Source organism: Flavobacterium sp. C3NV (genome assembly GCF_046825355.2).
GTDB lineage: Bacteria > Bacteroidota > Bacteroidia > Flavobacteriales > Flavobacteriaceae > Flavobacterium.
This window is the reverse complement of record NZ_JBKQBJ020000006.1, coordinates 271,852-296,643: the sequence shown is the minus strand read 5'-3', so window position 1 is coordinate 296,643 and position 24,792 is coordinate 271,852. Positions and strand designations below refer to the sequence as shown.

At 33.9% G+C, this 24,792-nt stretch carries 24 protein-coding genes and 2 tRNA genes; 18 read left to right on the top strand and 8 right to left on the bottom strand.

What is annotated here, in order from left to right:
• Window positions 1-33: 33 nt before the first annotated feature.
• Genes recQ through ACIDC4_RS11525 form a run of 3 tightly spaced genes read left to right on the top strand, consistent with a single transcriptional unit; the run spans window position 34 to window position 3,422 of the window.
• Window positions 34-2,229 (top strand): DNA helicase RecQ, encoded by a 2,196-nt coding sequence (recQ, locus tag ACIDC4_RS11535; protein ID WP_412043782.1) that lies wholly within the window; start codon window positions 34-36, stop codon window positions 2,227-2,229.
• 7 nt (window positions 2,230-2,236) lie between these two features.
• Window positions 2,237-2,995, top strand: coding sequence for a hypothetical protein (locus tag ACIDC4_RS11530; protein ID WP_412043783.1), 759 nt, complete (start codon window positions 2,237-2,239; stop codon window positions 2,993-2,995).
• Window positions 2,996-2,999: 4 nt separating this feature from the next.
• The gene (locus ACIDC4_RS11525) at window positions 3,000-3,422 is read left to right on the top strand and encodes a hypothetical protein (RefSeq protein ID WP_412043784.1); all 423 of its coding nucleotides are present in this window, start codon (window positions 3,000-3,002) and stop codon (window positions 3,420-3,422) included.
• Between the two features lie 141 nt (window positions 3,423-3,563).
• Here the strand turns inward: ACIDC4_RS11525 and ACIDC4_RS11520 are convergent, their stop codons facing one another.
• Complete coding sequence (locus ACIDC4_RS11520) at window positions 3,564-3,803, bottom strand: hypothetical protein (RefSeq protein ID WP_412043785.1); 240 nt, start codon at window positions 3,801-3,803, stop codon at window positions 3,564-3,566.
• Window positions 3,804-4,104: 301 nt separating this feature from the next.
• Here ACIDC4_RS11520 and ACIDC4_RS11515 point away from each other — a divergent pair, with 301 nt between their 5' ends.
• The 3 genes from ACIDC4_RS11515 (at window position 4,105) to ACIDC4_RS11505 (ending at window position 7,566) form a co-directional block, all read left to right on the top strand.
• Complete coding sequence (locus ACIDC4_RS11515) at window positions 4,105-5,664, top strand: NAD(P)/FAD-dependent oxidoreductase (protein WP_412043786.1); 1,560 nt, start codon at window positions 4,105-4,107, stop codon at window positions 5,662-5,664.
• 75 nt (window positions 5,665-5,739) lie between these two features.
• Complete coding sequence (locus ACIDC4_RS11510; RefSeq protein WP_412043787.1) at window positions 5,740-6,234, top strand: SMI1/KNR4 family protein; 495 nt, start codon at window positions 5,740-5,742, stop codon at window positions 6,232-6,234.
• A gap of 243 nt (window positions 6,235-6,477) precedes the next feature.
• Window positions 6,478-7,566, top strand: coding sequence for a DUF6630 family protein (locus tag ACIDC4_RS11505; protein ID WP_412043788.1), 1,089 nt, complete (start codon window positions 6,478-6,480; stop codon window positions 7,564-7,566).
• Window positions 7,567-8,066: 500 nt separating this feature from the next.
• Here the strand turns inward: ACIDC4_RS11505 and ACIDC4_RS11500 are convergent, their stop codons facing one another.
• The 4 genes from ACIDC4_RS11500 to msrB all read right to left on the bottom strand — a co-directional run bounded on the left by ACIDC4_RS11500 (window position 8,067) and on the right by msrB (window position 12,007).
• Window positions 8,067-9,026, bottom strand: coding sequence for a quinone oxidoreductase family protein (locus ACIDC4_RS11500; protein ID WP_412043789.1), 960 nt, complete (start codon window positions 9,024-9,026; stop codon window positions 8,067-8,069).
• A 174-nt stretch (window positions 9,027-9,200) separates the two neighbouring features.
• A complete protein-coding gene (locus tag ACIDC4_RS11495; RefSeq protein WP_412043790.1) occupies window positions 9,201-10,607 on the bottom strand; it encodes an aminopeptidase P N-terminal domain-containing protein in 1,407 nt (468 codons plus the stop codon).
• A gap of 220 nt (window positions 10,608-10,827) precedes the next feature.
• Window positions 10,828-11,445 carry a peptide-methionine (S)-S-oxide reductase MsrA gene (gene msrA / locus ACIDC4_RS11490; RefSeq protein WP_412043791.1) on the bottom strand — a complete coding sequence of 206 codons (618 nt, stop codon included), beginning with the start codon at window positions 11,443-11,445 and terminating at the stop codon, window positions 10,828-10,830.
• A 7-nt stretch (window positions 11,446-11,452) separates the two neighbouring features.
• Entirely contained in the window at window positions 11,453-12,007 is a 555-nt protein-coding gene (gene msrB, locus ACIDC4_RS11485; protein WP_412043792.1) for a peptide-methionine (R)-S-oxide reductase MsrB, read from the bottom strand.
• A gap of 295 nt (window positions 12,008-12,302) precedes the next feature.
• On the opposite strand from msrB, the gene idi reads away from it, so the two are divergent.
• From idi to ACIDC4_RS11440, 9 genes are all read left to right on the top strand, one after another.
• The gene (idi, locus tag ACIDC4_RS11480; protein WP_412043793.1) at window positions 12,303-12,830 is read left to right on the top strand and encodes an isopentenyl-diphosphate Delta-isomerase; all 528 of its coding nucleotides are present in this window, start codon (window positions 12,303-12,305) and stop codon (window positions 12,828-12,830) included.
• Between the two features lie 21 nt (window positions 12,831-12,851).
• A complete protein-coding gene (locus ACIDC4_RS11475; RefSeq protein ID WP_208683751.1) occupies window positions 12,852-13,262 on the top strand; it encodes a 6-carboxytetrahydropterin synthase in 411 nt (136 codons plus the stop codon).
• A 3-nt stretch (window positions 13,263-13,265) separates the two neighbouring features.
• Window positions 13,266-13,724 (top strand): peroxiredoxin, encoded by a 459-nt coding sequence (locus tag ACIDC4_RS11470; protein ID WP_194617238.1) that lies wholly within the window; start codon window positions 13,266-13,268, stop codon window positions 13,722-13,724.
• Between the two features lie 48 nt (window positions 13,725-13,772).
• Complete coding sequence (locus ACIDC4_RS11465; protein ID WP_412043794.1) at window positions 13,773-14,741, top strand: type I phosphomannose isomerase catalytic subunit; 969 nt, start codon at window positions 13,773-13,775, stop codon at window positions 14,739-14,741.
• A 57-nt stretch (window positions 14,742-14,798) separates the two neighbouring features.
• On the top strand, window positions 14,799-15,065 hold the full coding sequence (locus tag ACIDC4_RS11460; protein WP_026982865.1) for a hypothetical protein: 267 nt from the start codon (window positions 14,799-14,801) through the stop codon (window positions 15,063-15,065).
• 78 nt (window positions 15,066-15,143) lie between these two features.
• Window positions 15,144-15,217, top strand: a tRNA-Thr gene (locus tag ACIDC4_RS11455).
• Between the two features lie 100 nt (window positions 15,218-15,317).
• Window positions 15,318-15,391: transfer RNA gene (locus ACIDC4_RS11450), tRNA-Thr, on the top strand.
• 282 nt (window positions 15,392-15,673) lie between these two features.
• Window positions 15,674-16,075 (top strand): helix-turn-helix domain-containing protein, encoded by a 402-nt coding sequence (locus ACIDC4_RS11445; protein WP_412045317.1) that lies wholly within the window; start codon window positions 15,674-15,676, stop codon window positions 16,073-16,075.
• 176 nt (window positions 16,076-16,251) lie between these two features.
• Window positions 16,252-16,710 (top strand): DUF5362 family protein, encoded by a 459-nt coding sequence (locus ACIDC4_RS11440; protein WP_412045318.1) that lies wholly within the window; start codon window positions 16,252-16,254, stop codon window positions 16,708-16,710.
• A gap of 161 nt (window positions 16,711-16,871) precedes the next feature.
• On the opposite strand, the gene ACIDC4_RS11435 is transcribed toward ACIDC4_RS11440, so the two are convergent.
• Window positions 16,872-17,591: a DUF4369 domain-containing protein gene (locus tag ACIDC4_RS11435; RefSeq protein ID WP_412045319.1), complete on the bottom strand. Its 720-nt coding sequence runs from the start codon at window positions 17,589-17,591 to the stop codon at window positions 16,872-16,874.
• Between the two features lie 177 nt (window positions 17,592-17,768).
• Window positions 17,769-19,652 (bottom strand): molecular chaperone HtpG, encoded by a 1,884-nt coding sequence (gene htpG / locus ACIDC4_RS11430; RefSeq protein WP_412045320.1) that lies wholly within the window; start codon window positions 19,650-19,652, stop codon window positions 17,769-17,771.
• A 203-nt stretch (window positions 19,653-19,855) separates the two neighbouring features.
• On the opposite strand from htpG, the gene ACIDC4_RS11425 reads away from it, so the two are divergent.
• The 3 genes from ACIDC4_RS11425 to ACIDC4_RS11415 all read left to right on the top strand — a co-directional run bounded on the left by ACIDC4_RS11425 (window position 19,856) and on the right by ACIDC4_RS11415 (window position 22,125).
• The gene (locus ACIDC4_RS11425; protein ID WP_208683758.1) at window positions 19,856-20,356 is read left to right on the top strand and encodes a lipocalin family protein; all 501 of its coding nucleotides are present in this window, start codon (window positions 19,856-19,858) and stop codon (window positions 20,354-20,356) included.
• A gap of 17 nt (window positions 20,357-20,373) precedes the next feature.
• On the top strand, window positions 20,374-21,069 hold the full coding sequence (locus tag ACIDC4_RS11420) for a YiaD family glycine zipper/OmpA-like lipoprotein (RefSeq protein WP_412045321.1): 696 nt from the start codon (window positions 20,374-20,376) through the stop codon (window positions 21,067-21,069).
• A 105-nt stretch (window positions 21,070-21,174) separates the two neighbouring features.
• The gene (locus ACIDC4_RS11415) at window positions 21,175-22,125 is read left to right on the top strand and encodes an ABC transporter ATP-binding protein (RefSeq protein ID WP_412045322.1); all 951 of its coding nucleotides are present in this window, start codon (window positions 21,175-21,177) and stop codon (window positions 22,123-22,125) included.
• Between the two features lie 163 nt (window positions 22,126-22,288).
• Here the strand turns inward: ACIDC4_RS11415 and ACIDC4_RS11410 are convergent, their stop codons facing one another.
• Window positions 22,289-24,700, bottom strand: a complete 2,412-nt coding sequence (locus ACIDC4_RS11410) for a S9 family peptidase (protein WP_412045323.1) — start codon at window positions 24,698-24,700, stop codon at window positions 22,289-22,291.
• Window positions 24,701-24,792: the final 92 nt, after the last annotated feature.

Here is a 24,792-nt window from a genome sequence, read left to right as displayed (position 1 = left end):
CAAATTTATACAAAATATCCATTAATATAAAGAATGAATTCAAACGAAATTGAAATACACAAGGAATTAAAGAAGTATTTCGGCTTTAGCCAATTTAAGGGTTTGCAGGAGCAAGTCATTACGAGTATCTTAGGAAAAAAGAATACCTTCGTAATCATGCCTACTGGCGGTGGAAAGTCTCTTTGTTATCAATTACCCGCTTTAATTCAGGACGGAACAGCTATCGTTGTTTCTCCCTTAATTGCTTTGATGAAAAATCAGGTTGATGCAATTCGAAGCCTTTCTTCTGAAAACGGAATTGCGCATGTGCTAAATTCCTCTCTTACCAAAACAGAAATCGCACAAGTAAAAAAAGATATTACTTCTGGCTTGACCAAACTTTTATATGTAGCGCCGGAATCTTTAACCAAAGAAGAATATGTAGCTTTTTTACAAAGCGTGCCTATTTCGTTTGTTGCTATTGATGAAGCACATTGTATATCAGAATGGGGGCACGATTTTAGGCCTGAATACCGAAATCTGAAAAACATTATAAAACAATTAGGGCAAGTACCAATCATTGGATTAACGGCAACTGCAACTCCAAAAGTTCAGGAGGATATTCTTAAAAACCTGGACATGTCTGATGCAAATACTTTTAAAGCATCTTTCAACAGACCAAACTTATACTACGAAGTTCGTACGAAAACTAAAAATATAGAATCGGATATCATTCGATTTATCAAACAACATAAAGGCAAATCAGGGATTATTTATTGCTTAAGCCGTAAAAAAGTCGAATCGATTGCCGAAGTTTTACAAGTAAACGGAATCAGTGCGGTTCCTTATCACGCAGGTTTAGATGCTAAAACACGAGCAAAACATCAGGACATGTTTTTGATGGAAGATGTAGATGTGGTTGTAGCAACAATTGCCTTTGGGATGGGAATTGATAAACCAGACGTTCGTTTTGTAATTCATCATGATATTCCAAAATCACTCGAAAGTTATTATCAGGAAACGGGTCGTGCCGGTCGTGATGGAGGCGAAGGACATTGTCTGGCTTATTACTCTTATAAAGATGTAGAAAAGCTGGAGAAATTTATGTCAGGGAAACCAGTTGCCGAACAAGAAATAGGTTTTGCTTTATTGCAGGAAGTGGTGGCTTACGCCGAAACCTCAATGTCGCGCAGAAAATTCTTATTGCATTATTTTGGTGAAGAATTTGACAGCGAAACCGGTGAAGGTGCAGATATGGATGACAACGTTCGTAATCCTAAAACTAAAGTCGAAGCAAAAGATCAGGCGGTCAAATTGCTTGAAATTGTTCGCGATACCAAACATATATATAAGTCAAAAGAAATTGTCTTTACTTTAATAGGTAGAGTTAATGCTGTAATAAAAGCGCATAAAACAGATACGCAATCCTTTTTTGGTTCAGGATCAGACCATGACGAGAAATACTGGATGGCATTATTGCGACAAGTTCTTGTAGCTGGATATTTATCTAAAGATATTGAAACCTACGGAGTGGTAAAAATCACCAAAGAAGGTTTGAACTTTATTAAAAAACCAGTTTCATTTATGATGTCTGAAGATCATGAGTACAATGAATCTGAAGATGAGGCAATCGTTACCGCAGCAAAATCATCAGGAACTGCTGATGAAGTTTTAATGGGAATGTTGCGAGAACTGCGTAAAAAAGTAGCTAAAAAATTGGGAGTTCCTCCGTTTGTGGTTTTTCAGGATCCTTCTCTTGAGGATATGGCTTTAAAATACCCCATTACTTTAACCGAATTATATAATATTCACGGTGTTGGTGAAGGAAAAGCCAAGAAATATGGTAATGACTTCGTAACTCTTATAAATCGTTATGTAGAAGATAATGATATTATTCGTCCAGACGATTTAGTCGTAAAATCTACCGGAGTAAATTCAGCCAATAAATTATATATTATCCAAAATATAGATCGAAAATTATCCCTAAATGATATTGCATCTGCAAAAGGACTTTCGATGGATGCTTTGATCAAAGAAATGGAACAGATTGTTTATGCAGGTACAAAACTAAATATCAAATATTGGGTTGATGACATGCTTGACGACGATCAGCAAGAAGAAATTCACGATTATTTCATGGAATCAGAATCGGATAAAATCGAAGACGCTCTTAAAGAATTCGATGGCGATTATGATATTGATGAATTACGTTTAATGCGTATTAAGTTTATTAGTGAAGTAGCGAACTAGAATATTTATGAAGTTTTTAAAAGCTCTTGTTGTCTTTTTCGTGTTAATATCAACGAAGTCGTTTGCAACCGCTCAGGTTCCGGATTATTTGATTGTTGATAAAGATACGTTGCAAATTCAGTCAAATCCTTTACAAGAATATTTTAAGATACATCCTATTCCTGAAAATTTAACAACTACCGTTTCGACTGGAAATTGGAGAGGTTATATTGCCTTTTTTAAATTTCTGGATGGAAAGCTGGTTGTTGAAAATATATATAAGGAAAACTATAAAGAGAACGGTAAAGGTGAAACAGATTTTTTCCTGACGTCTATCTATAAAGATGTTTTTGGAGAAAAATCTAATTTTGAATGCAATTTTTATTCCGGGTTGTTGATATGTGCTTCAGGAAATATAGTTGAATATGTTCATATGGGTTATAGTTCTCTTTATGAAAATTATAATCTTATAGAAATAAAAAACGGAATCAATATTAAGTCGAAAAAATTTACGACAAAGGAATTTCAGAAATTTAAAATTGATTATTTTAAGTATTATAAAAGAACTGAAGAGTATAAGCTTAAAGTTAAAGAACTTAAAGACGCAACAGAAGGTGAAACAGGAATCTCAAATAGTGTCTTTTTGATTGAAAATCCTGGTACCGGAAAAGAAAACAAATCACTAAAGCAAAAGGAAGCTGAATTTAGAGCAGATAAACAAATAGATTCTTTTATGTTTGTTTTTTTAAATGATTATATGAAAACAATAGAAATCCCAACTAATTAATTGTATGAAAAAAATATCTCCGTTATTTAAAATAATTGCCTTGGCAGTATTTTCAATTTTAATATTTAGTTTTTCAATCGATAAAAAAGAGAATGACACAAAATTAGTGGGTATTTGGAAAGGTTTTGAGAAAGACGCCCAAATAGAAGGAGTTGAAAAACACTGGATACAACAAAGATTTGCAGATGGTACTTACATGATAATGTTTACTGCAAAAGAAGATTGCGAAGTTCAGACTTTTACTGAAAAAGGAAAGTGGTGGACAGAAAATGGTAAGTTTTATGAATCACCATCGAGTTCTAAAGATATAGATGTTTATAGTTATCAAGTGAATGGTGAAGAATCTGTTGAATTTAAAAGTATTAAGTTATTAGGAAAAGATAATAACACCTATACATTTAGCGATTATAGACTTGATTTGAAATAAAGAGCAGGAAAACAATATTTAAATTCCAATTCGTTGGAAAATTCCAAAATAAAAAATCCCAAATTCCAACTTTACAATAGTTTGGGATTTGGGATTTAATTTTTAAATATTCTATTTTTTGGAATTTAAAAAATTTGGAATTTACTCCGTATATATTTCCCCGCGATGCGGTTTCAAAGCATCTCTTACGGGAATCATATTTTCATCAGTTACCACCATAAAAGCGGTTGCATGCATATCGTTTATAATTTTAAAACCCGTTATATTTAATGGAAGTTTTTCTATAGCGATATATTCTTTTAGGTGAATTTCGTGATGTTCAGCTGTTTTTGCCGAAGCAGGTCCACGGAAATCCCAAATTAGTTTTATTTTTCTAGACATTTTTTAAGGTGCAAAGGTTGAGAGGCACAAAGGTACAAAGTCTATTTTACGAAGAAGGGAAAAGTTGCTACATAATTAACCGCAAAGTGCGCTAAGGTTTTTTTTTTTAGGTGTAGTTTTATAAAACAGAAAGTTCGCAAAGCTTTGTGTTGATCTAGCTTTGCGAACTTTGTGTTTTCTATGCGCAAAGTAAAATTAAATCTTAGCGCACTTTGCGGTTAATTGTATAAAGTCATTTCAAAATGTTATTTTTGCATGTTCTTTTCATAAATAGAAAAGCTAATTGAATAAATAAAATAAAATGCCAAGAGAACTTTTACTTCAGGTAACGCCGGAAATAGCTGCAAACGAATTGCTGCTAAAAGACTATTTGTCTAAACAAATAAAGGTTTCTCCAAAGGAAATTCAACATGTTTCTATTTTAAAACGCTCTATAGATGCGCGCCAAAAAGCGATAAAAATCAACCTAAAAGTGATTATCTATCTGCAAGGCGAAGCCTTTCAGGAAACTAAAATAGAGCTACCTATATATAAGGACGTTTCTTCGGCGCAGGAAGTGATTGTTGTTGGCGCAGGTCCTGCCGGGCTTTTTGCGGCTTTGCAATTAATAGAATTAGGCTTAAAGCCAATTGTAATCGAACGCGGAAAAGATGTTCGCGGGCGTCGTCGTGATTTAAAAGCAATCAACGTAGATCATTTGGTAAACGAAGATTCTAATTATTGTTTTGGTGAAGGTGGAGCAGGAACTTATTCTGACGGAAAATTATATACACGTTCTAAAAAACGTGGTGATGTAACCAGAATTCTGGAACTTTTGGTAGCTTTTGGAGCTTCAGAAGATATTCTGGTAGAAGCACATCCTCATATTGGAACTAATAAACTGCCTAAAATTATAGAAGATATTCGAAATAAAATCATCGAGTTTGGTGGTCAGGTTTTATTTGATACACGAGTAACTGATATTCTGGTAAAGAACAATGAGGTCGAAGGAATCGTTACTCAAAACGGAGACAAGATTCTGGCTAATAAATTGATCCTTGCAACAGGACATTCGGCGCGTGATATCTTTGAATTATTAGATAAAAAGAAAATTTTTATAGAAGCAAAACCTTTTGCTTTGGGAGTTCGTGCAGAACATTCACAAGAATTAATTGATAGTATTCAATATAGCTGTGATTATCGTGGCGAACATTTGCCTCCCGCACCGTATTCTATTGTAAAACAAGTCAACGGCCGCGGAATGTATTCGTTCTGTATGTGTCCTGGAGGTGTAATTGCACCTTGCGCGACAAGTCCGGGTGAAGTGGTTACAAACGGCTGGTCGCCATCTAAACGTGATCAGGTTACGGCAAATTCAGGAATTGTAATTGAATTGAAATTAGAAGATTTTAAACCTTTTGCAAAATTTGGTGCTTTGGCCGGAATGGAATTCCAAAAAAGTATCGAACAAAAAGCATGGCATTTGGCTGGAGAAACGCAGAAAGTTCCGGCACAGCGAATGGTCGATTTTACTCAAAATAAAGTTTCGGCAGATATTCCGAAAACATCTTATGTGCCGGGAACAACTTCGGTCGAAATGGGACAGGTTTTCCCAGGATTTTTATCTCAGATTTTACGCGAAGGATTTAAAGAATTCGGAAAATCGATGCGAGGTTATTTGACCAATGAAGCTATTTTGCATGCGCCGGAAAGCAGAACTTCGTCTCCGGTTCGTATTCCTAGAGATCCCATTACTTATGAGCATTTGCAAATAAAAGGTTTGTATCCTTGCGGAGAAGGAGCAGGATATGCAGGCGGGATCATTTCTGCAGCAATTGATGGTGAAAAATGTGCTTTGATGATTGCTGAAACTTTGAAGTAATAAACTGTTTTTTTGTGGTAAAAATAATATTATATTTGAGGTATAAGTTATAGTATTATTGCAGAATTTTCAAAGATGACACTACAAGATATCGAAATAAAATACAAATTTCAATTTCCAAATTTATACAAACAATTAGACATTGACGGAATGCTTAACGTTGGAGAATATGGACCTAAATGGTATGCCGAAGTTTATCCAACATTAAAAGAAAATCCGACTTTGCTTTTGCACTCTTACGATTTTGAATTATTGAATTTGAAATCGGTAGACGAGGAAATTGGAGATTTGACTGATCCTGATGATTATCGACAAATTGATAAAAAATTTAACTTTATTCCGTTTGCAAAAAGTGGAGGTGGAGATCATTATTGCTTTTTTCTAAATGAAGAAAATGAAGGGAATGTGCCTGTTGTTTATGTTTGGCATGATGCGAATGAGGTCAGCTATTTGGCAAAAAATCTCAGTGATTTTATTTTTAGAATGTTATTGACAGATATGTCTAATCAGGATATTTATAATGAGATTTCGGATGAGGAGTTTAGAAATGACATTGAAGCAGTGTTTTAATCGCATAAAAAATATTTAACAGAGCAGCAAAATAATATTCTGGAAGATGTTTTAAAACGTGAAATTTTCGATTACGAAATTGTATTGGGGAGCCAAAAAGAAGCTGCAAGAGGACTCTTGACAGATGTTGAATTGAAAAAGTTACTGAATGAAATAATTCCGTTTGAGAAAATGGATCAGAGCTTTGAGTATTCAAATTAATAATATTTAAGTCTTTATATTAATCGCCAAAATAAAAATATCATGAGTTTTTTTTCTAATTTATTTGGTCGAAATAACGATCCAAAATCGATTGTGTCATTTGATGTTGTTGATGCTATTTATACTTATTTGTATAATGAGAATAATAAACTGGAGTTTAAGATAAAAGGAATTCATGATACTGTTTTAGTAAATTTATATTCATTTCCCGGTTCATTTAATTATGAAGAGGCCCAAAATGAAATTAAAAAGGCAGGTTTTAAAAATGCTTACGAAGTTTTAAACGAAATCTATAAAAAGATTAATATAGGACCAGTTTCAGAGGAGCAGATGCTTCAGGAATTAGAATACGATTATATTCATATTCAGTTTTATACAGAGCCAACCCCGGAAGCAAAAAAGTATCTGAAACATGTTTTGCATAATTTCGTTATCTTTTTTTGTTGTACGAATAGTTTAGAAACTAACGATTTTAGAATGCTCTATAATAATAGTTTTTTTCTGGATTACACCAAAGGAATATTAGATACGGAATCTATTGATATAAAGGATCCTAAAAATGATACTCAGAAAATAGGTTTCAAAGAGTTTGAGAAGGTTTTGCAGGGAATATGCGAATATGTAAAAATTGAATTACCCAAAGAAATTGAGCTTCCTTCGGCAGAAAGTTTATTGCCTGAAGAAGTTGAAGTTACGCAAGAAACTTTTGAAGAGTTTATAAAATTGGTTTCAAGAGGAGATGTCGATGAAAAATTGGTTCAAAAGCAATCTAAGAAACTTTTAAAGAATTTTAAAAAAGGACATACAGAATATCATGATATCGTGAAAGGACAATGGGACTTTTTTGAAAGTATCGATGCCTGGAACAGCGACTGGAAATTTGATCCTGAAGATGCTGAGTATTTCATTTCAGAAATGATAGGCGAAGATCTTAATTTCGATTATCCTGAAGAAACCTATAGTCATGATTTGTTTCCTTACATTCAATCGGCTTTAGAAAAAAGAGGTCTTGAATTGATGAGTTACGATACTCACGGAGATAATTATTTGTTTTTTGTGGCGAATAAAAATGATGTTGCCCGAATTTTACAATTGTCTGAATTGACAAAAATTGAGGTGGATAGTTTGTAGAATTGGATTGAATGATTTGGATTGAATTTTACCGCAAAGCTCGCAAAGGTTTATGTGTATTTCGCTTTGCTTTGAGATCGCAAAGGGATTGTGGAAACTAAATAAAGTACGAGGTAAAACGGATTCGCTTCGTAAAACGGAATTCTATGCTCATTTTGTGTCATCCCGAACGAGGGATCTCCGCAAGAAACTCCGTAATCAAAATCACTAATCTTTGTAGCGCTACTAACGGGGATCCCTCGTTCCTAGGGATGACAAAATTGCACTGAAAACCGAGACTGAAAACTGAAAACTGATGACGCGTGAGGGATAGAGCTAAGCTACCGAAGTAGCAGTGAAAGCCCGACAGCAATAAAAAAAGGGGCGACTATGCGATTGCAATAGTCAGCCCCTTTTTTTATTGGTGGCACGCCCAGATTATTATTATTATTTATTTCAGCAGATTGATTTTAAATCCAGATATGAATAAATCTGCGTGAAAAATAATTCGTGGCAAAAAATTACGGGATCAATATTATCTTTCCGGTACTTTTTCGGCTTTCCAGATAATCGTGGGCTAGTTTGCCTTCGGATAATTTGAAAGAGGTGGGTTCTGAAAGTTTGATTTTTCCTTCGGTAATCCAGTTGAATAATTGGCTGGATCTTTTGATTCTTTCTTCTTTCGAATTTAAATAACTCCATAAATCGCCTCCGGTTAAAGTTTTTGAAGTATCCATTAGCATTCTTGGATCTACAGGCTCGGGATCGCCACCGGCCATCCCAAAGAAAACAACCTGTCCGCATTCTTTGGTGACTTCAAAACTGTCTTTTAAAGTGCTTCCAATACTATCGTAAACGACATCAACACCTTTTGGAATCGTTTTAAAAATTTCTGATTTCCAATCATTATTATATAGAAAAACATGATCAGCACCTTGTTCGATAGCCACTTTTGCCTTGTCTGCAGATGAGGTGAGGCCAATGACATTTGCGCCCAACAATTTACTGATTTGTGTCAGAAATTGTCCAACTCCGCCTGCAACAGCATGAATTAACACGGTTTCACCTTTTATGGTTTTATGACTGTCGGTTGCCAGATAATGTGCTGTTAAACCTTGTAATAAAATCGAAGCGGCCGTCTCAAAAGAAATGGCTTCGGGCAACGGCAAAACATGGTTGGTATTTACCGCAACCAATTCTGCATTGGCAAAAGGAACATCGGCGAAAGCCACACGATCTCCAATTTTATATTCGGAATGATTGTTGGTGTCAACTACAATTCCGGCACCTTCGTAACCGGCAATAAAAGGCGGATTTCCTTTCAGGTGATAATTTCCTTTTCGTCTGTAAACATCAGCAAAATTTAATCCGATGGCTTTCATCTCGACTAAAATTTCATCGTTTTTTAATTCAGGATTCGGGATTTCTATATATTCTAAAACATCAGAATCTCCGAAAGTGGAGAAGGTAAGTGCTTTCATTTGTTACATTTTTAGAAATACAAAGTACGGTAAAATTCGACATAAAAAAACCTCGTTCCAAGAGAAACAAGGCTTTGATTTTTTTGCCACAGATTAGATGATTTAAAGGATTTTTTTTAAAATTTAACCTGATATAATCTCTGAAAATCTTTTAATCTGTGGCAAAAAAAATAATTATATTTTAGGAAATTTCATTTCGTTGAAAGTGCTTTTTTGTGCAGAAAGTTTTTCGATATCCTGCCACTTTCTTGGGGATTCTGCTGATAAATTTTCGTAAGAATCTTTTGTAATGGCGATATCATCTTCGATACGAACGCCAATATTCCACCATTTTTTATCACATTTGCTGTTTGCCGGAATATAGATTCCGGGTTCAACGGTGAGCACCATATTTTCTTTTAGAATGCCGGCATAATTTCCTTTGTCATGAACATCTAAACCTAGATAATGCGAACAGCTGTGCGGATAATATATTCGGGCATCTTTAGGATCTGTAATAATTCCAAGCTTGATTAATCCTGCCGCAATTACTTCTCTTGATTTTTGATTTAAATCCTGAAATGGAGTTCCTGGTTTGGCGATTTTAAAAACTTCTTCCTGAGCTTCGTAAACCAATTGGTAAATGGCTTTTTGTTCTTCGGTGAATTTTCCGTTTGCCGGAATTGTTCTGGTGACATCGGCAGAATACCCGTGATATTCAGAACCTACATCCATCAATAATAATTGATTATCGATTTTTGTAGCGTTGTTTTCTCCGTAATGCAGGATGCATCCGTTTGCTCCGGCACCTACAATTGGCGGGTAACCTTCGCCTTCGGCACCGTAATGTCTGTGCACGTATGCGTGAATTCCGTCGGCTTCGTTTTCGCTCATATTTGGTCCAATGGCTTTCATGACTTCGTTGTGTGCGATGCAGGAAAGTTTGATCGATTTACGAAGCAAATCCATTTCTTCGGGCGTTTTTATTTCGCGAAGTGTGTTTGTAATGTTTGTAAAAAGATCTGTTGATGAGGCTTCATTTTCTTTTGAGATTCCAGCTTTGGTTTTAAAACTTTCTAACAAACCATAAAGATCAAATCCGCTTTTGTCATTGCCAATATCTGTTGGGATTTTATCATAAATGATCTTGTTGAACTTTTTTAAATCGATTGCAAAATCTTTAAAATCTTTACCGTTATAAACCGCTGTAAATCCTAGTTTAGATTTTGCGCCTTCGGTTCCAAGGCGTCTTCCGGTCCAGGTTTCTTTGCTGGCATTTCTTTCTCTCACAAAAAGAACTTCATTGTATTTTTCTGGTCCCTGAGTTTCTTTAAAAATGAATAAAACGGCATCCGGTTCTTTATATCCTGATAAATAATACAAGTCAGGATTTTGATGATAATTATAATTAATGTCTTTTGAGAAAACTCTTTCGGGATAAGAGAATATTAATGCCACAGAATTTGCAGGCATTAGATTTCTAAATGCTTCCCGACGGCCTTTATGAAATTCTTTTGAGAGATAATCTGTTGGTAAATTCTCCTGAGAGTGTATTTGAAAAAATGTTAAGAATAAGGCAAAGAAGAAAAATAATTGCTTCATTTTGTGGTTTTTAATTGGTTTTGTGGTTGCAAATTACAAAAAATATGGATTGCTAGTGTAGAAAAAAGTTTGCTACGAATTTCGCAAAAATCCACTAATTTTTTTCTTTAGAATGCTTAATTCTAATTCGTGATAATTCGTAAAATTCGTGGCAAAAAAAATAAAAAAAAACCGTTCACTTACATGAACGGCAACTATTATTAACCAATATAAAAGTCTGTTATTTCTTTTTTAATTTGTCTTTAAATACTTTTTCGAATTTTTCTATTTTCGGCTGAATTACCATTTTGCAATACGGTTGACTCTTGTTGTTTGCATAATAATTTTGGTGATAATCTTCGGCTTTATAGAAAACTTTAAAAGGTTCTACTTTTGTCACAATAGGACTGTTGTAGACTTTTGCTTTGTTTAATTCTGCAATAATGCTTTGGGCTGCTTTTTTCTGTTCTTCATTTTTATAAAAAATAACAGAACGATATTGAGTTCCAACATCTGCCCCCTGACGATTTAATGTCGTTGGATCATGAACGGTAAAGAAAACCTGAAAAATTTCATTGATATCTGTTTTAGTTTTGTCGTAGGTGATCTGAACCACTTCGGCGTGACCGGTGGTTCCCGTGCAAACTTCTTCATAAGTAGGATTTGCTACTTTTCCTCCGGAGAAACCCGAAACTACAGATTTGACTCCGTCTAAATTTTCGTAAACAGCTTCAACGCACCAATAACAACCTCCGCCAAGGGTAATAGTTTCCAGGTTTGAAGCACTTTTTGTTTTGGTATTTTGTGCAAATCCATTTAGGGATAATGCAAAAATGGCAATTAGAAATATATTTTTCATCGTTGTTTTATTTAGAATCAGGAACAAAATCAAGTGCGATCGAATTCATGCAATAGCGTTTTCCGGTTGGTTCAGGTCCGTCATCGAATAAATGACCTAAATGTCCGCCGCAACGTCCGCAAAGCGCTTCGATTCTTTCCATCCCGAGGGAATTATCATTTTTATACACTACGCTTTTTTTGTTTTCTTGTTCAAAAAAGCTTGGCCATCCGCAGCTGCTGGCAAATTTTGCTCCGGAGCGAAAAAGTAAGTTGCCGCACGAAGCGCAATAATAAGTTCCTTTTTCGTCTGTATTCCAGTATTTTCCGGTAAAAGGTCTTTCGGTATCTGCGTTGCGCATTACATCATAAACATCTTCGGGTAATACCTTTTTCCACTCAGCATCCGTGACATTAAGTTTGGTAGTATCTGTATTCGAATAATAAGGATTTCCAGGTTTAGTGATTTTGTTTTCCATGACTACTGTTTTGGTATTTTGTTTTTTTGCACTTTGTCCGCATGCCTGTAAAATAAAAAGCGGAATTAAAAAGCAAAGGCTGAAGATTTGGGTTTTTGTTTTCATTGTTTTTGAGTGCTTTAATTCTGTGATTTCAAAGATACAACTAGATTTCGCCCTGAAATCCTGTGTATTGTACAATTGAGATTTTTTTAAGTATGTTTTAACTTTTATTATGTACGTAAAACATTCAGTTTTAGTTTTTAAGGCTTATTTTTAAAGGATTTTTGCGATTGAATGATGTGTATTTTGTTGTGAATCAGTTTTTTGTAAAATGCAATGCTCGTTAAACTTTTCACAATCTCGTCTAGGATTTTCAAGCCATTTCTTTTTTCGTATTTTTGTTTGATCAATAAGCCCTATGATAGAAGAAAACGTAATATTAGTAAACCAAAACGATGAGCAAATTGGCTTAATGCCAAAATTAGAAGCACATGAAAAAGCAGTTCTGCATCGTGCTTTTTCGGTTTTTATTTTAAATGATAAAAATGAAATAATGCTGCAGCAACGTGCTCATCACAAATACCACTCGCCTTTACTCTGGACCAATACATGTTGTAGCCATCAGCGTGAGGGAGAAACGAATGTTGAAGCCGGAAGCAGAAGATTGTTTGAGGAAATGGGTTTTAAAGCCGAGTTGAAAGAACTCTTTCATTTTATTTATAAAGCTCCTTTTGATAATGGTTTAACAGAGCATGAACTCGATCATGTTATGATTGGCTATTATAACGATAATCCCGCCATCAATCCTGAAGAAGTAGAAGACTGGAAATGGATGAAGATTGAAGATGTAAAAGCGGATATACAGAAACAACCTGAGATTTATACCGTTTGGTTTAAGATAATTTTTGATGAATTTGATCATTATTTAGAAGATCACAAGCTATAACCCAGACTAACCAACCACCAAATGAGAGTAACCATATCAAGAAAAGCGCATTTTAATGCTGCACATCGATTGCACAGAAAAGATTGGACATCTGAAAAAAACAATGCTGTTTTTGGAAAATGTAATAATCCCAATTTTCATGGTCATAATTATGGTTTAACAGTAAGTGTTACAGGAAAAATTGACCCGGAAACTGGTTTTGTTTTAGATGTGAAAGTATTAGCGGATATTATACTGGAAGAGGTAGAAATTCCGTTTGATCACAAAAACCTGAATCTGGATGTTCCGGAATTTCAGGATTTGAATCCAACAGCAGAAAATATTGCGGTTGTGATATGGAATAAAATTAGAAAAAGAATTCAGCCCGATTTTGACTTAGAAATCGTTCTGAATGAAACGGATCGCAATTTTGTAACTTATAAAGGAGAATAATAAATGTCACTAAAAATAGGAGATATAGTTCCGAATTTTACTGCAAAAGATAGTCACGGAGAAGTTTTTGAAAGCCAAAGTGTTTTGGGTCGAAAGCCTCTTGTGATTTATTTTTACCCAAAAGATAATACGCCAGGATGTACTACTGAAGCTTGTAGCTTTAGAGATCAATACGAAGATTTTAAAGATCTTGGTGCTGAAGTTATTGGTATAAGCAGCGATAGTGTAAAATCACATCACAAATTTGCCAACAAACATCAGTTGCCTTTTATACTCTTATCTGATCAGGATAAAAAACTGCGACACCTTTTTGGGGTTCGCGATACTTTATTTGGTCTTTTACCGGGAAGAGTAACGTATGTTATTGATAGAAACGGTGTTGTTATTTTGATTTTTGATAGTATGAATGCCGGAAAACACATTCCGAAAGCGCTTGAAACTGTCAAAGAATTAGTATTATAGAAAAAAAGTAATATTATTAAATTAATAAAAATATTAGCCTTAAAAAAAATGAACCTAAAATCATACCCTTTACAATTTGAGCCCATTCTTAAAGATAGAATCTGGGGAGGAGAGAAGTTGAAAACAATTTTGAATAAGCCCATTACTTCTAAAATAACTGGCGAAAGTTGGGAGTTATCAACCGTAGAAGGCGATGTAAGTGTTGTTTCTAACGGAGTATTGAAGGGAAAATCATTGATGGAACTTATTGATGAAATGCCAAATGAAATTCTGGGAACAAAAGTTTACGAGCGATTTGGAAAACAATTTCCGTTACTTTTTAAATATTTAGATGCCCGCGAAGATCTTTCGATACAAGTACATCCTAATGATAAATTGGCAAAAGAGCGTCATAACTCTTTTGGTAAAACCGAAATGTGGTATGTAACACAAGCTGATGCTGATGCGAGAATCATTGTAGGTTTTAAAGAAAATTCAAACAAAGAGGAATATTTAAAACATTTAGAGGATAAAACCCTGGTTTCGATTTTAGATACTGTAAAGGCAAAAGCAGGAGATGTTTTCTTTTTAGAAACCGGAACTGTTCATGCTATTGGTGCAGGATTAGTCGTAGCCGAAATTCAGCAAACATCTGATATCACGTATCGTTTATATGATTTTGATCGAAAAGATGCTCAGGGAAATACCAGAGAACTTCATGTAGATTTGGCACTTGATGCTATCAACTATAATAAGGTAGATACGCAAAAGAAATATGAGACAAAAGCTAATGCATCAAATGTAGTGGTTGATTGTCCTTATTTTACCACCAATTTTATTCCGTTAGAAAATAAAGTTGAAGTTTCTAAATCAGGAGAAACTTTTACGGTTTATATGTGTATCGAAGGAAGTTTTGAAATTGAATTTGAAGGATTCAAACAAACCTATATAAAAGGAGATACCGTTTTGGTTCCGGCTGAGATAAATGCATTTATTTTGAACGGAAAAGCTTCTATTTTAGAAATTTACATTTCATAGCACTTAATAGAAAGATTATATGTACTTTTGCAGTCGCAAATTAAAATTAAAATAAAAATGGCAAACGTTAAAAATTTAAAGAAAGACATCAACTTCGTATTAGGAGATATTATTGAGGCAATTTACTTATTCGAAATGTCTACAACAGGAAATCCAACTCCGGAAACGAATGCTTTGATCGATCAGGCTATCGCAGCTTTTGATACTTTGATCACTAAAGTGAATGCTAAGAACGTTGAAAACAAAAAAGCGCACTTCAAACAAATCAATGTTGAATTGGAAGAAACTGCTAATCAATTGATTGCTAAAATCAACGAATTGTAAGCAAAAAAAGTATAAAAAAAGTGCAAATTTATTTTGGTAAAACGAAAAACCGCTTTATATTTGCACCCGTAATGAGTCGCCAGCGTAGCTCAGTTGGCTAGAGCAGCTGATTTGTAATCAGCAGGTCGTGGGTTCGAGTCCCTCCGCCGGCTCAACAAAACCATCACTTTTAGTGGTGGTTTTTAATTAAAATAAAAGGCGAATTATTGTGGATAATTGAAAAACCACTTGTATTTGTAAACGTAATGAGTCGCCAGCGTAGCTCAGTTGGCTAGAGCAGCTGATTTGTAATCAGCAGGTCGTGGGTTCGAGTCCCTCCGCCGGCTCAACGTAAAACCATCACTTTTAGTGATGGTTTTTTTTTGGAATTAATTGAAATTATTTTTTACCACAGAGAGCGATATGCTTTCGTGAACTTTGTGAAAATCTTTTAGGATCTCTGTGGTAAAAAAAAATCCTTGTTGTAAAAAGTTCTGGTTCTTGTCAGGAAAATTGTATTTTTGTTTCAGGCAATGTAGCCAAGCAGTTGAATCAATTATCAGTATTATATATCGCTAGTATGTTTTTTACATATTGTTGTTATTACACTTAATCATTATCTTTGAATTATGAGCACATTAGCAAGACCAAATCATATAGGGCGAAAAATTAGCCGTATTCGAGAACTTAGAGATATGAAGCAAGAAGCGTTAGCTCAGGCTTTAGGAACAAATCAACAGGCTATTTCGATTATTGAAAATAGTGAAACTATAGATGAAGAAAAATTAATTGAAGTGGCAAAAGCACTTGGTGTAACTGCGGAAGCAATTAAGAATTTTTCGGAAGAAAATATGATTAATTATTTCAACACATTTCATGATAGTGATTTCAGCAATAGTCAGGGAGCATTCAGTCAAAATCAGCACTGTTCATTCAATCCACTTGATAAAGTGGTCGAACTTTACGAACGTTTGGTTCAGGTTGAAAAAGATAAAATCGAATATTTAGAAAATATATTAAAAGGGAAATAAATCTTTTTATAAACAGTATTAATAAGGGAGAGGCCTCGCAAGAGCCTCTTTTTGCATTATAAAACGAATTGAGATTTTGAATTTTAATGTTATTATTTAATTGGGAATTTGCTTTGATGAAAAATTGTAACAATATTTTTCTTATGTTTGTTTCTTAACCAAAACATATTTAACAAATGGAAGAAAATTCAGTTTTTGAAAAATTTGAGTTACAACTCGATCAATCTGCAAAAGACTTTTTAAAAGAAACCGCAAAATGGGCTTACTTTTTATCAATAGTAGGATTTGTAGGTATTGGACTTATAATGCTAATTGCAGTTTTTGCAGGAACCTTTTTCGCGGCAATGGGATCTGTTATTCCCGGTGCTAGTGCAATGGGTGGTTCTTTTGGGGTAGTAATAGGAATAGTGTATTTTATTATTGGAGCAATTTATTTCTTCCCGGTTTATTATTTATTCAAATTTGCATCTAATGCAAAAAAAGCTTTTAGAGACAATGATACCGAAGCATTAACCAGCTCTTTTGGGTATTTGAAATCTCATTACAAATTCCTTGGTATTTTTACGCTTGCTATTTTAGTATTGTACGGATTGATATTTGTTCTTTCTATGTTCGGAGCTTTGTTAGGAAGATAAGCTGAAAATAAATTCCAATTTTTTGAAATTCCAAATTCCAATTCAATTATAAAGTTAGTTTCGTTATAGTTTGGAATTTGGAATTTAAAATTTGGAATTTGCTATAAAACAAAAAAGTCCTGAGATTTCTCAGGACTTTTTTTGTTTTTGCCAATGCTGTATTATTGTTTTTGTTGCTCTTTTTTAATGTCGGCAACATACTTAGTTAATTTTTTTCCGTAAAATGACTGTGCTACTTTAGGAGTCATCGATTTTTGAATTGTATCAAGGAATTTGACATTGATGTCATAAATCTCAGATAAAGCAATATAAGGTGCGATTTCGTGATCTTTATTGTTAAGAGCAAAGTTTGTAGCATACAAGTATTTTCTTTTAATATTAGATTCTTGTTTTACGTCTATGCTGTCTATTGCTTTTTGATCTTGTCTTTTTATAGCTTTAAATCTTGATTCAACCATAGAAAGATTTTCGTCGTTAAAACGAGAGTTTATTTTTTTGTATTCATCATATAATTCCTGGTTTTTAGATCCCGTAATTTTTGCACTAAAGATAAAGTTATCCAAATTGGTATCGATGTTGACGTTGCCGGGTTCTGCAAAGAATAAAATGTTATTGTCTAATGAATTCGTAACACCACGATCCAGATACAAGTAAAGTACCTCAGGAGATTCTAGTTTAATGTCGCTTTCAAAAGAAGAATCTCCATCTATTTTAATGCTGTCAATTGCAACAAGAGCGGTGTCAACGAATCTTTGAATGTATAAAGTTCCGTTTTTTAATCCTTTTATGTTTCCTGTAAGGTGCAAGTTGTCGGTAGATTCTTTTTTGCTACAAGATGCTAATAATGCGAGTGTAACAAAAGCAATAATTGATTTTTTCATTGGTTTTTTAGATTTTGCTGCAAAATAAAGAAAATAGTTTGAATGTAATGATGTAGTGTTTAAATTTTCCGAAAAATAAATTACAATCTATTTTCAGGGTTTTGGAAAATAAAAGCATAAAAAAAATCCTGTAAGCTGAGCCTACAGGATTTTTAAATATTTATTCGATTAAAAATATTATTTAATCATTTCGAAACTTCTTTTTACGAACGCCGTTAAAGCTTCTCCTTTTAAAAGGTTTTGCGATAATTTAGCTAAATCCAAAGCTTGTTTTACCAAGTGTTCCTGATGTGTTTTATCTTCAGTATTCAAGATGTTGGTTGCCAGATCAGAATTGGTGTTTACTACCAAATTGTACATTTCCGGCATATTTCCCATTCCAAACATTCCGCCACCACCAGACTGGCTCATTTCTTTCATTCTACGCATAAATTCAGGTTGCGTGATGATAAATGGCGCTGCCTGGCTATCCATAGCTTCTAGTTGTACACTATATGCTTTAGGGATATAAGCTTCTAATGAAGTTTTTAAAGTTTCTTTTTCTTCATCAGATAATTTAGAAATCGTGTTTTCGTCTTTTTTGATCAAATTATCAATATGATCAGAATCTACACGTACAAAAGTTACATCTTTATTGTCTCCTTCAATTTTTTGAATCAAGTGCGAGATAATAGGAGAATCTAAAAGTAATACTTCGTATCCTTTTTCTTTCGCTGTTTCAATATAAGAGTGTTGTGCTTCTTTATTTCCTGCATAAAGAACGACTAGTTTTCCGTCTTTATCTGTTTGATTTTCTTTTAATTTCTCTTTTAATTCTTCAAGAGTAAAATAAGTATCATCAACGGTCGGATATAAAACAAATGCACCTGCTTTTTCATAGAATTTATCTTCAGAAAGCATTCCGTACTCTAAAACGATTTTAATATCGTTCCATTTAGCTTCAAAATCAGCACGGTTTTCGTTGAATAAAGCTTTTAATTTATCTGCTACTTTACGAGTAATATAGTTAGAGATTTTTTTCACCGCGCCATCCGCTTGTAATCCTGAACGAGAAACGTTCAACGGGATATCCGGTGAGTCGATAACTCCTTTTAGCATTGTCAAAAATTCAGGTACAATTCCTTCTACGTTATCGGTAACGTAAACTTGGTTTTGGTACAATTGAATTTTATCTTTCTGAATTTGCATATCAGATCCTAACTTAGGGAAATACAAGATTCCTGTTAAGTTGAATGGGTAATCTACATTTAAATGAATGTGAAACAAAGGATCCTCAAATTGCATTGGATACAATTCTCTATAGAAGTTTTTATAATCTTCATCAGATAATTCAGTTGGTTGTTTGGTCCATGCCGGATTAGGGTTGTTGATGATATTGTCTACTTCAAGAGTTTCGTTTACGTAATCTTCAGGAGCATCTTCCGGTTTTGGAAGTGTTTCTGTTCTTGTTCCGAATTTAATCGGAATAGGCATAAACTTGTTGTATTTGTTTAATAATCCGCTGATTTTTGAATCTTCTAAAAATTCAAGAGAATCTTCGGCAATATGCAGGATGATTTCTGTACCACGTGAAGTTTTGTCAGCCGGCTCTAAAGTAAATTCAGGGCTTCCGTCACATGTCCAGTGTGCAGCTGGTTCATCTTTGTATGACTTAGTGATGATTTCTACTTTTTCGGCAACCATAAATGCGGAATAGAACCCAAGACCAAAATGTCCAATAATTCCGGAATCTTTAGCAGAATCTTTGTATTTGTCAAGAAATTCTTCGGCTCCTGAAAAAGCAACCTGGTTAATGTATTTCTCTACTTCATCAGCTGTCATACCCAGACCCTGGTCGATAATGTGAATTTTTTTTCCTTCTTTATCGATTTTTACTTCGATAAAAGGATTTCCGTATTCAACTTTAGCTTCACCAATACTTATTAAATGTTTTAATTTTAAAGTAGCATCGGTTCCGTTCGAAATTAACTCACGTAAAAAGATTTCGTGATCGCTATACAAGAACTTTTTGATTAAGGGAAAGATGTTTTCTACCGAAACATTAATTTTACCTGTTGTCATATTTTTTTAATTTTTTAGTTTAATGTGATGATTCTCATTTCTTCAAATAGAATACCAATTGCATTTTAAATGACAAAATGTCGTAAGTGTTAATTTTGAAAGAAAATAATTAGATTCTGGAACACAAGATATTCTTATGAATTGTATCTTTGTGGTACAATAATTGTTAAATAAGTAAGTATTAACTTAAATAAATGTACAAAATGAAGAAAATTATTTTCATTTGCATGATCGCCACGATGTTATTCGCGTGTAAATCAGCTTCGACTACAGCTTCAACTGAAGCCACTACGCTATCGACTAAACTTGATAAATCTACTCAAGTCGCTCTTAAAGGAAATTGGGTTTTAACCAATGTATCTTATCCTGGTTCTGAATATATCAAAGTAAATTCTTTTGATCTTGCAGATTCAAAGTGCTTTATTGGTAGTACATGGAGCTTTATCTCAAATAATAACAAAGGAACAATGGCATTAACTGCGCCAAGCTGTACTGGTTTTAGTTCACCAATTGTATGGAGTATTAATAATCAAGGTATGTTTGTACTTAAGATTCTTGATGCTGGAATTAAAGCAAAAAAAGTAAGAGATGGTTACTTATTAAAAGTTGGAAGTGTGACTGAAACTTCTTTTCAATTAATCGATAATATTAATGTTGGAGGACAAGTAAAAGACGTTGTTTACCAATTTCAAAGAGCTAATTAAAATTAAAAATATATAATATGAAAAAGATAACAGTTTTAGGTTTGAGTAGTTTACTTGTATTAGTAAGTTTCTTTACAAGTTGCGATTCAGTAAAAAACGCTAATAATACACAAAAAGGAGCTGGAATTGGTGTAGTTGCCGGTGGTCTTATTGGTGGTATTTTAGGAAATAATTTAGGTAAAGGTGGAAACGCTGCTCTTGGAGCTGCAATTGGAGCTGCCGTAGGTGGTGGAACCGGAGCGCTTATTGGAAACAAAATGGACAAACAAGCTCGTGAAATCGATCAGGCTTTACCAGGTGCTTCTGTAGAAAGAGTAGGTGAAGGAATCCATTTAACTTTAAATGAAAACTCTGTTCGTTTTGATACTAACAAATCAACTTTGACAGCTCAGGCTAAAGCAAATTTAGATAAATTAGTTCCTGTATTTAATGAGTACGGCGATACTGATATTCAAATTTTTGGTTATACTGATAATACAGGAAAACCAGAATATAACTTAACACTTTCAGGACAAAGAGCTGCTTCTGTGCAAGCTTACTTAGTTGCAAAAGGATTAAAAGCAAGCCGTTTCAAAACTTCAGGTTTAGGAATTGCTGACCCTATTGCAACAAATGATACTGCTGAAGGAAAAGCGCAAAACCGTCGTGTAGAATTTTCTATTACTGCAAACGACAAAATGGTAAATGATGCAAAATCTGAAGCTGGAAAATAAGTTTCAAACGCAATAAAATTTCTTAAAAGCTGTTTCATAATTGAAGCAGCTTTTTTTTGACTTTAGAAATTAAACATTGTAAATTTGTGCTTTCAAATATAACCCATGCTCGACATTCAAAATATCTCTTTTTCGTATACCGAAAACCCTGTTATAAAAAACGTTTCTTTTACTATAAATAAAGGAGAAAATATTGCTATTATTGGTGAAAGCGGCTGCGGAAAAAGTACGCTTCTTAAATTAATGTATGGTTTATATGATTTAAATGAAGGCAAGATTTTTTATAACGAAAAACCTATTTTAGGTCCTAAATACAATTTGATTCCCGGAATGCCTTATATGAAATATCTGGCTCAGGATTTTGATTTGTCTCCTTTTGAAACTGTTGCCGAAAATGTTGGTAAGTTTCTGTCGAATGGTTTTGCAAACATGAAAAAACTTCGTGTTCAGGAATTGTTGGAAATGGTAGAAATGGAACAATTTTCGAATGTAAAAGCGAAGTTCTTAAGCGGAGGACAACAACAGAGAGTGGCACTGGTAAGAGTTCTGGCCCTGGAGCCGGAAGTAATTTTACTGGACGAACCTTTTAGTCAAATAGATGCTTTTCGTAAAAATGCTTTGCGTCGAAATTTATTCAAATATTTAAAACAAAAGGGAATCACCTGTATTATTGCAACACATGATAGTACGGATGCTTTATCGTTTGCAGATGAAGCGATCGTAATGCGAAACGGAGAAGTTATCGTAAAAGATAATCCGGCCAAAATTTACGAAGATCCTGAAACTAAATATGTAGCATCGCTTTTTGGTGAAGTAAATGAAGTTCCTACTCATTTATTACTTTCCTATGAAGATCAAACGCATAAGACTTTGGTGTATCCACATCAGTTTAAAATGGTCAATGAATCCAATTTGCCGGTAAAAATTAGAAAAACTTATTTTAGAGGAAATCATTATCTTATTGAAACAGTTTATAAAAGGCAATTGATCTTTTTTGAAAGTGAAATCGATTTACCTCTTGAACAGGAAATATTTTTAGGTTTAAATTATCTTTAAATTAGGCAATTTGTCAATGAGAAAATGAGATAATCCTTTTTAAATACTATATAATAAGAAACCCGATAGTCTGAACTATCGGGTTTCTTATTTTTGGTTTTATTAAACCTAACAGGTTTTAAAAACCTGTCGGGTTTGCGTTGTAAATATTTCATCTTATCGATTAGTTTTTCAAATACTTCTCTAAAAACTGATCTTGTTCCCAAAGTAAGTGTAAGATGTTTTCTTTGGCAACATAGCTATGCGCTTCTTTAGGTAAGATAACCATTCTTGTAGTGGCTCCCAAACCTTTTAAGGCTTGATAATAGCGTTCTGTCTGCAAAGTAAAAGTTCCTGGATTATTATCCGCTTCACCGTGAACTAATAAAAGTGGTGTTTTCATTTTATCTGCATTCATAAAAGGAGACATTGCAGTGTAAACCTCAGGAGCTTCCCAGTAATTACGTTGCTCTGTTTGGAAACCAAACGGAGTTAAGGTTCTGTTGTAAGCACCGCTTCGGGCAATTCCACAAGCAAATAAGTTAGAATGTGTCAATAAATTAGCGGTCATAAAAGCTCCGTACGAATGTCCTCCAACCGCTACTTTTTTACGGTTAATATATCCTAAAGCGTCTACAGCATCAATTGCAGCAGCAGCATTATCAACCAGTTGCGAAATAAAGTTGTCGTTAGGTTCTGTAGTTCCTTCACCAATAATTGGGAAAGCGGCATCATCAAGAACAACATATCCTTTGGTTACCCAATAAACGAAAGATCCATAATAAGGAAATGTAAATTCGTTTGAGTTTTGAGTCGATTGTCCTGCACTGTTTTTGTCTTTGTATTCAGCCGGATAAGCCCAGATTAATAAAGGTAATTTCTCTTTTTTTGCTTTGTCGTAACCTGCAGGCAGATATAGAGTTCCTGAAAGTTCAACACCATCTTTACGTTTGTATTTAATTACTTCTTTACTCACGTTTTTAATACTTTCAAAAGGATTTTGGAAAGATGTAATTGGCGTCAGGCTATTTTGTTTTTTAATATTTCTGAAATAATAATTTGGATACTCACTTTTAGACTGAATCTGAACTAAAACTTTACCTGATTTAAAATCTTCAATTTCTAATAAATCTTCTTTTTTATCTTTATAAGTAGAAGTATATAGGCGTTTTGCCTGTAGTGTTTTTAAATTGAATTCATCAATAAAAGGAAATTGCCCTTCTTTTGTATATCCTTCGCCAATTCGGTATGCATTGTCTTTTTCGATCGCTAACACATATTTATTGTACTCATTCTTTTTAGTTTCAAAAACTCCCGGATCTGAGTACACGTCTTGTTGGTTTCTGTCTGTAATTACTTTTGGCTGCTGGCTTGGGTTCGACGGATTTATTAAATACGTTTTTGTATTACGCGTGTCGTACCACTCATCAGTAAGAAAAGCAATATTATCGTTACCCCAAACTATGTCGTTATAACGTTGAGGTACTTTTGCTAAAGTTGTTGCATTGTTTGCAAAAGGCGCATCCCAAAGAAAAACTTCATCTCTAAACTCAACTTTATTTGCAGGATCTCCTTCGTCCAGAGCAACTACATAAGATAATGTCGCTGGTTTGTCATTTCTCCAGGCCATTTCTCTTTTTCCTTTTCTAACAGCCATAAAACCTTTAGGGATTATTTCGTTTAAAGGAACTTCATTAACAGTTTTAATTTCTTTTCCTCTTGCATCATAAACAACTGTTTTAGATGGAAATCTATATAAAGGCACTACATATGAAAATGGTTTCTGGATTGTAGTCAGCATAATGTAATTACCATCTGGCGAAATTTTTTCTCCCGCATACATTGCTGCTTCTTTAAATAAAGTCGCAGTTCCGTTAAGGTTGACTTTGTACAATTCTGATGTGATGATGTTCTCAAAATTAATTTCGTCATTTTGGTTTTTCAACATGTCAGGGTAGGTCCTGTTTTGAGATTTTGCACCTGCCGTACTTGAAATGATTGGACCAGTTGGCAGATCTTTTTTAGAATCTAACAAAGGCTTTCTGTTTTTAGGAAGCATTTTTACCAAAATAGTTTCATTGTCTAGAAACCAGCTAAACGGATTACCAAGATTTGCATTCACAGTCGCATCAGTAAGTTTTGTCGCTTTTGCTGTTGCTACATCTATAACCCAAAGTTCTACACCTGAATTTGTAGTATGCGAAAACAAAATTTTCTTATCATTTGGCGACCATGAAATGTTGCTTATTTTAGGATTGTCAGGCAAACCTGCAACCTGTATTTCGTTCTTTCCGCTAATCTTTCTTAATTTAAGATTGATGGTATAAGTTACCGTACTCGATATATTAGTTACCGGATTAATTCTCAATCCGCCTAAACGAAGTTCTTCCTGATTTAAATCGTCTAATGTTTTGTATGTGTTTCTGTACATTAGTAACATATTCTCCTTTTTAGTATCCATAGATACTGTTGGAGCTTTTTCGTAATCGGCTAAATCTAATATCGATTTAGAAGGTTTTTGATAGGTTAGGTTTTCCTGAGCAAAGGCAAAAAAGCCAATGTTTAGAAATAAGAGGAGAGTAACCTTTAATTTCATAATTTGAATTTTAGGAGTTTAAAAAATGCTTTTCATAATGTTTGACTAAAGTACTTTAAACTTGTTACATTTTATACGTTATTTTTCATAGT

Bases quoted from the DNA above. Each gene is read 5' to 3' on its own strand.
- recQ (WP_412043782.1), top strand. From the start codon at position 34: ATGAATTCAAACGAAATTGAAATACACAAGGAATTAAAGAAGTATTTC.
- ACIDC4_RS11530 (WP_412043783.1), top strand. From the start codon at position 2,237: ATGAAGTTTTTAAAAGCTCTTGTTGTCTTTTTCGTGTTAATATCAACG.
- ACIDC4_RS11525 (WP_412043784.1), top strand. From the start codon at position 3,000: ATGAAAAAAATATCTCCGTTATTTAAAATAATTGCCTTGGCAGTATTT.
- ACIDC4_RS11520 (WP_412043785.1), bottom strand. From the start codon at position 3,803: ATGTCTAGAAAAATAAAACTAATTTGGGATTTCCGTGGACCTGCTTCG.
- ACIDC4_RS11515 (WP_412043786.1), top strand. From the start codon at position 4,105: ATGCCAAGAGAACTTTTACTTCAGGTAACGCCGGAAATAGCTGCAAAC.
- ACIDC4_RS11510 (WP_412043787.1), top strand. From the start codon at position 5,740: ATGACACTACAAGATATCGAAATAAAATACAAATTTCAATTTCCAAAT.
- ACIDC4_RS11505 (WP_412043788.1), top strand. From the start codon at position 6,478: ATGAGTTTTTTTTCTAATTTATTTGGTCGAAATAACGATCCAAAATCG.
- ACIDC4_RS11500 (WP_412043789.1), bottom strand. From the start codon at position 9,026: ATGAAAGCACTTACCTTCTCCACTTTCGGAGATTCTGATGTTTTAGAA.
- ACIDC4_RS11495 (WP_412043790.1), bottom strand. From the start codon at position 10,607: ATGAAGCAATTATTTTTCTTCTTTGCCTTATTCTTAACATTTTTTCAA.
- msrA (WP_412043791.1), bottom strand. From the start codon at position 11,445: ATGAAAAATATATTTCTAATTGCCATTTTTGCATTATCCCTAAATGGA.
- msrB (WP_412043792.1), bottom strand. From the start codon at position 12,007: ATGAAAACAAAAACCCAAATCTTCAGCCTTTGCTTTTTAATTCCGCTT.
- idi (WP_412043793.1), top strand. From the start codon at position 12,303: ATGATAGAAGAAAACGTAATATTAGTAAACCAAAACGATGAGCAAATT.
- ACIDC4_RS11475 (WP_208683751.1), top strand. From the start codon at position 12,852: ATGAGAGTAACCATATCAAGAAAAGCGCATTTTAATGCTGCACATCGA.
- ACIDC4_RS11470 (WP_194617238.1), top strand. From the start codon at position 13,266: ATGTCACTAAAAATAGGAGATATAGTTCCGAATTTTACTGCAAAAGAT.
- ACIDC4_RS11465 (WP_412043794.1), top strand. From the start codon at position 13,773: ATGAACCTAAAATCATACCCTTTACAATTTGAGCCCATTCTTAAAGAT.
- ACIDC4_RS11460 (WP_026982865.1), top strand. From the start codon at position 14,799: ATGGCAAACGTTAAAAATTTAAAGAAAGACATCAACTTCGTATTAGGA.
- ACIDC4_RS11445 (WP_412045317.1), top strand. From the start codon at position 15,674: ATGAGCACATTAGCAAGACCAAATCATATAGGGCGAAAAATTAGCCGT.
- ACIDC4_RS11440 (WP_412045318.1), top strand. From the start codon at position 16,252: ATGGAAGAAAATTCAGTTTTTGAAAAATTTGAGTTACAACTCGATCAA.
- ACIDC4_RS11435 (WP_412045319.1), bottom strand. From the start codon at position 17,591: ATGAAAAAATCAATTATTGCTTTTGTTACACTCGCATTATTAGCATCT.
- htpG (WP_412045320.1), bottom strand. From the start codon at position 19,652: ATGACAACAGGTAAAATTAATGTTTCGGTAGAAAACATCTTTCCCTTA.
- ACIDC4_RS11425 (WP_208683758.1), top strand. From the start codon at position 19,856: ATGAAGAAAATTATTTTCATTTGCATGATCGCCACGATGTTATTCGCG.
- ACIDC4_RS11420 (WP_412045321.1), top strand. From the start codon at position 20,374: ATGAAAAAGATAACAGTTTTAGGTTTGAGTAGTTTACTTGTATTAGTA.
- ACIDC4_RS11415 (WP_412045322.1), top strand. From the start codon at position 21,175: ATGCTCGACATTCAAAATATCTCTTTTTCGTATACCGAAAACCCTGTT.
- ACIDC4_RS11410 (WP_412045323.1), bottom strand. From the start codon at position 24,700: ATGAAATTAAAGGTTACTCTCCTCTTATTTCTAAACATTGGCTTTTTT.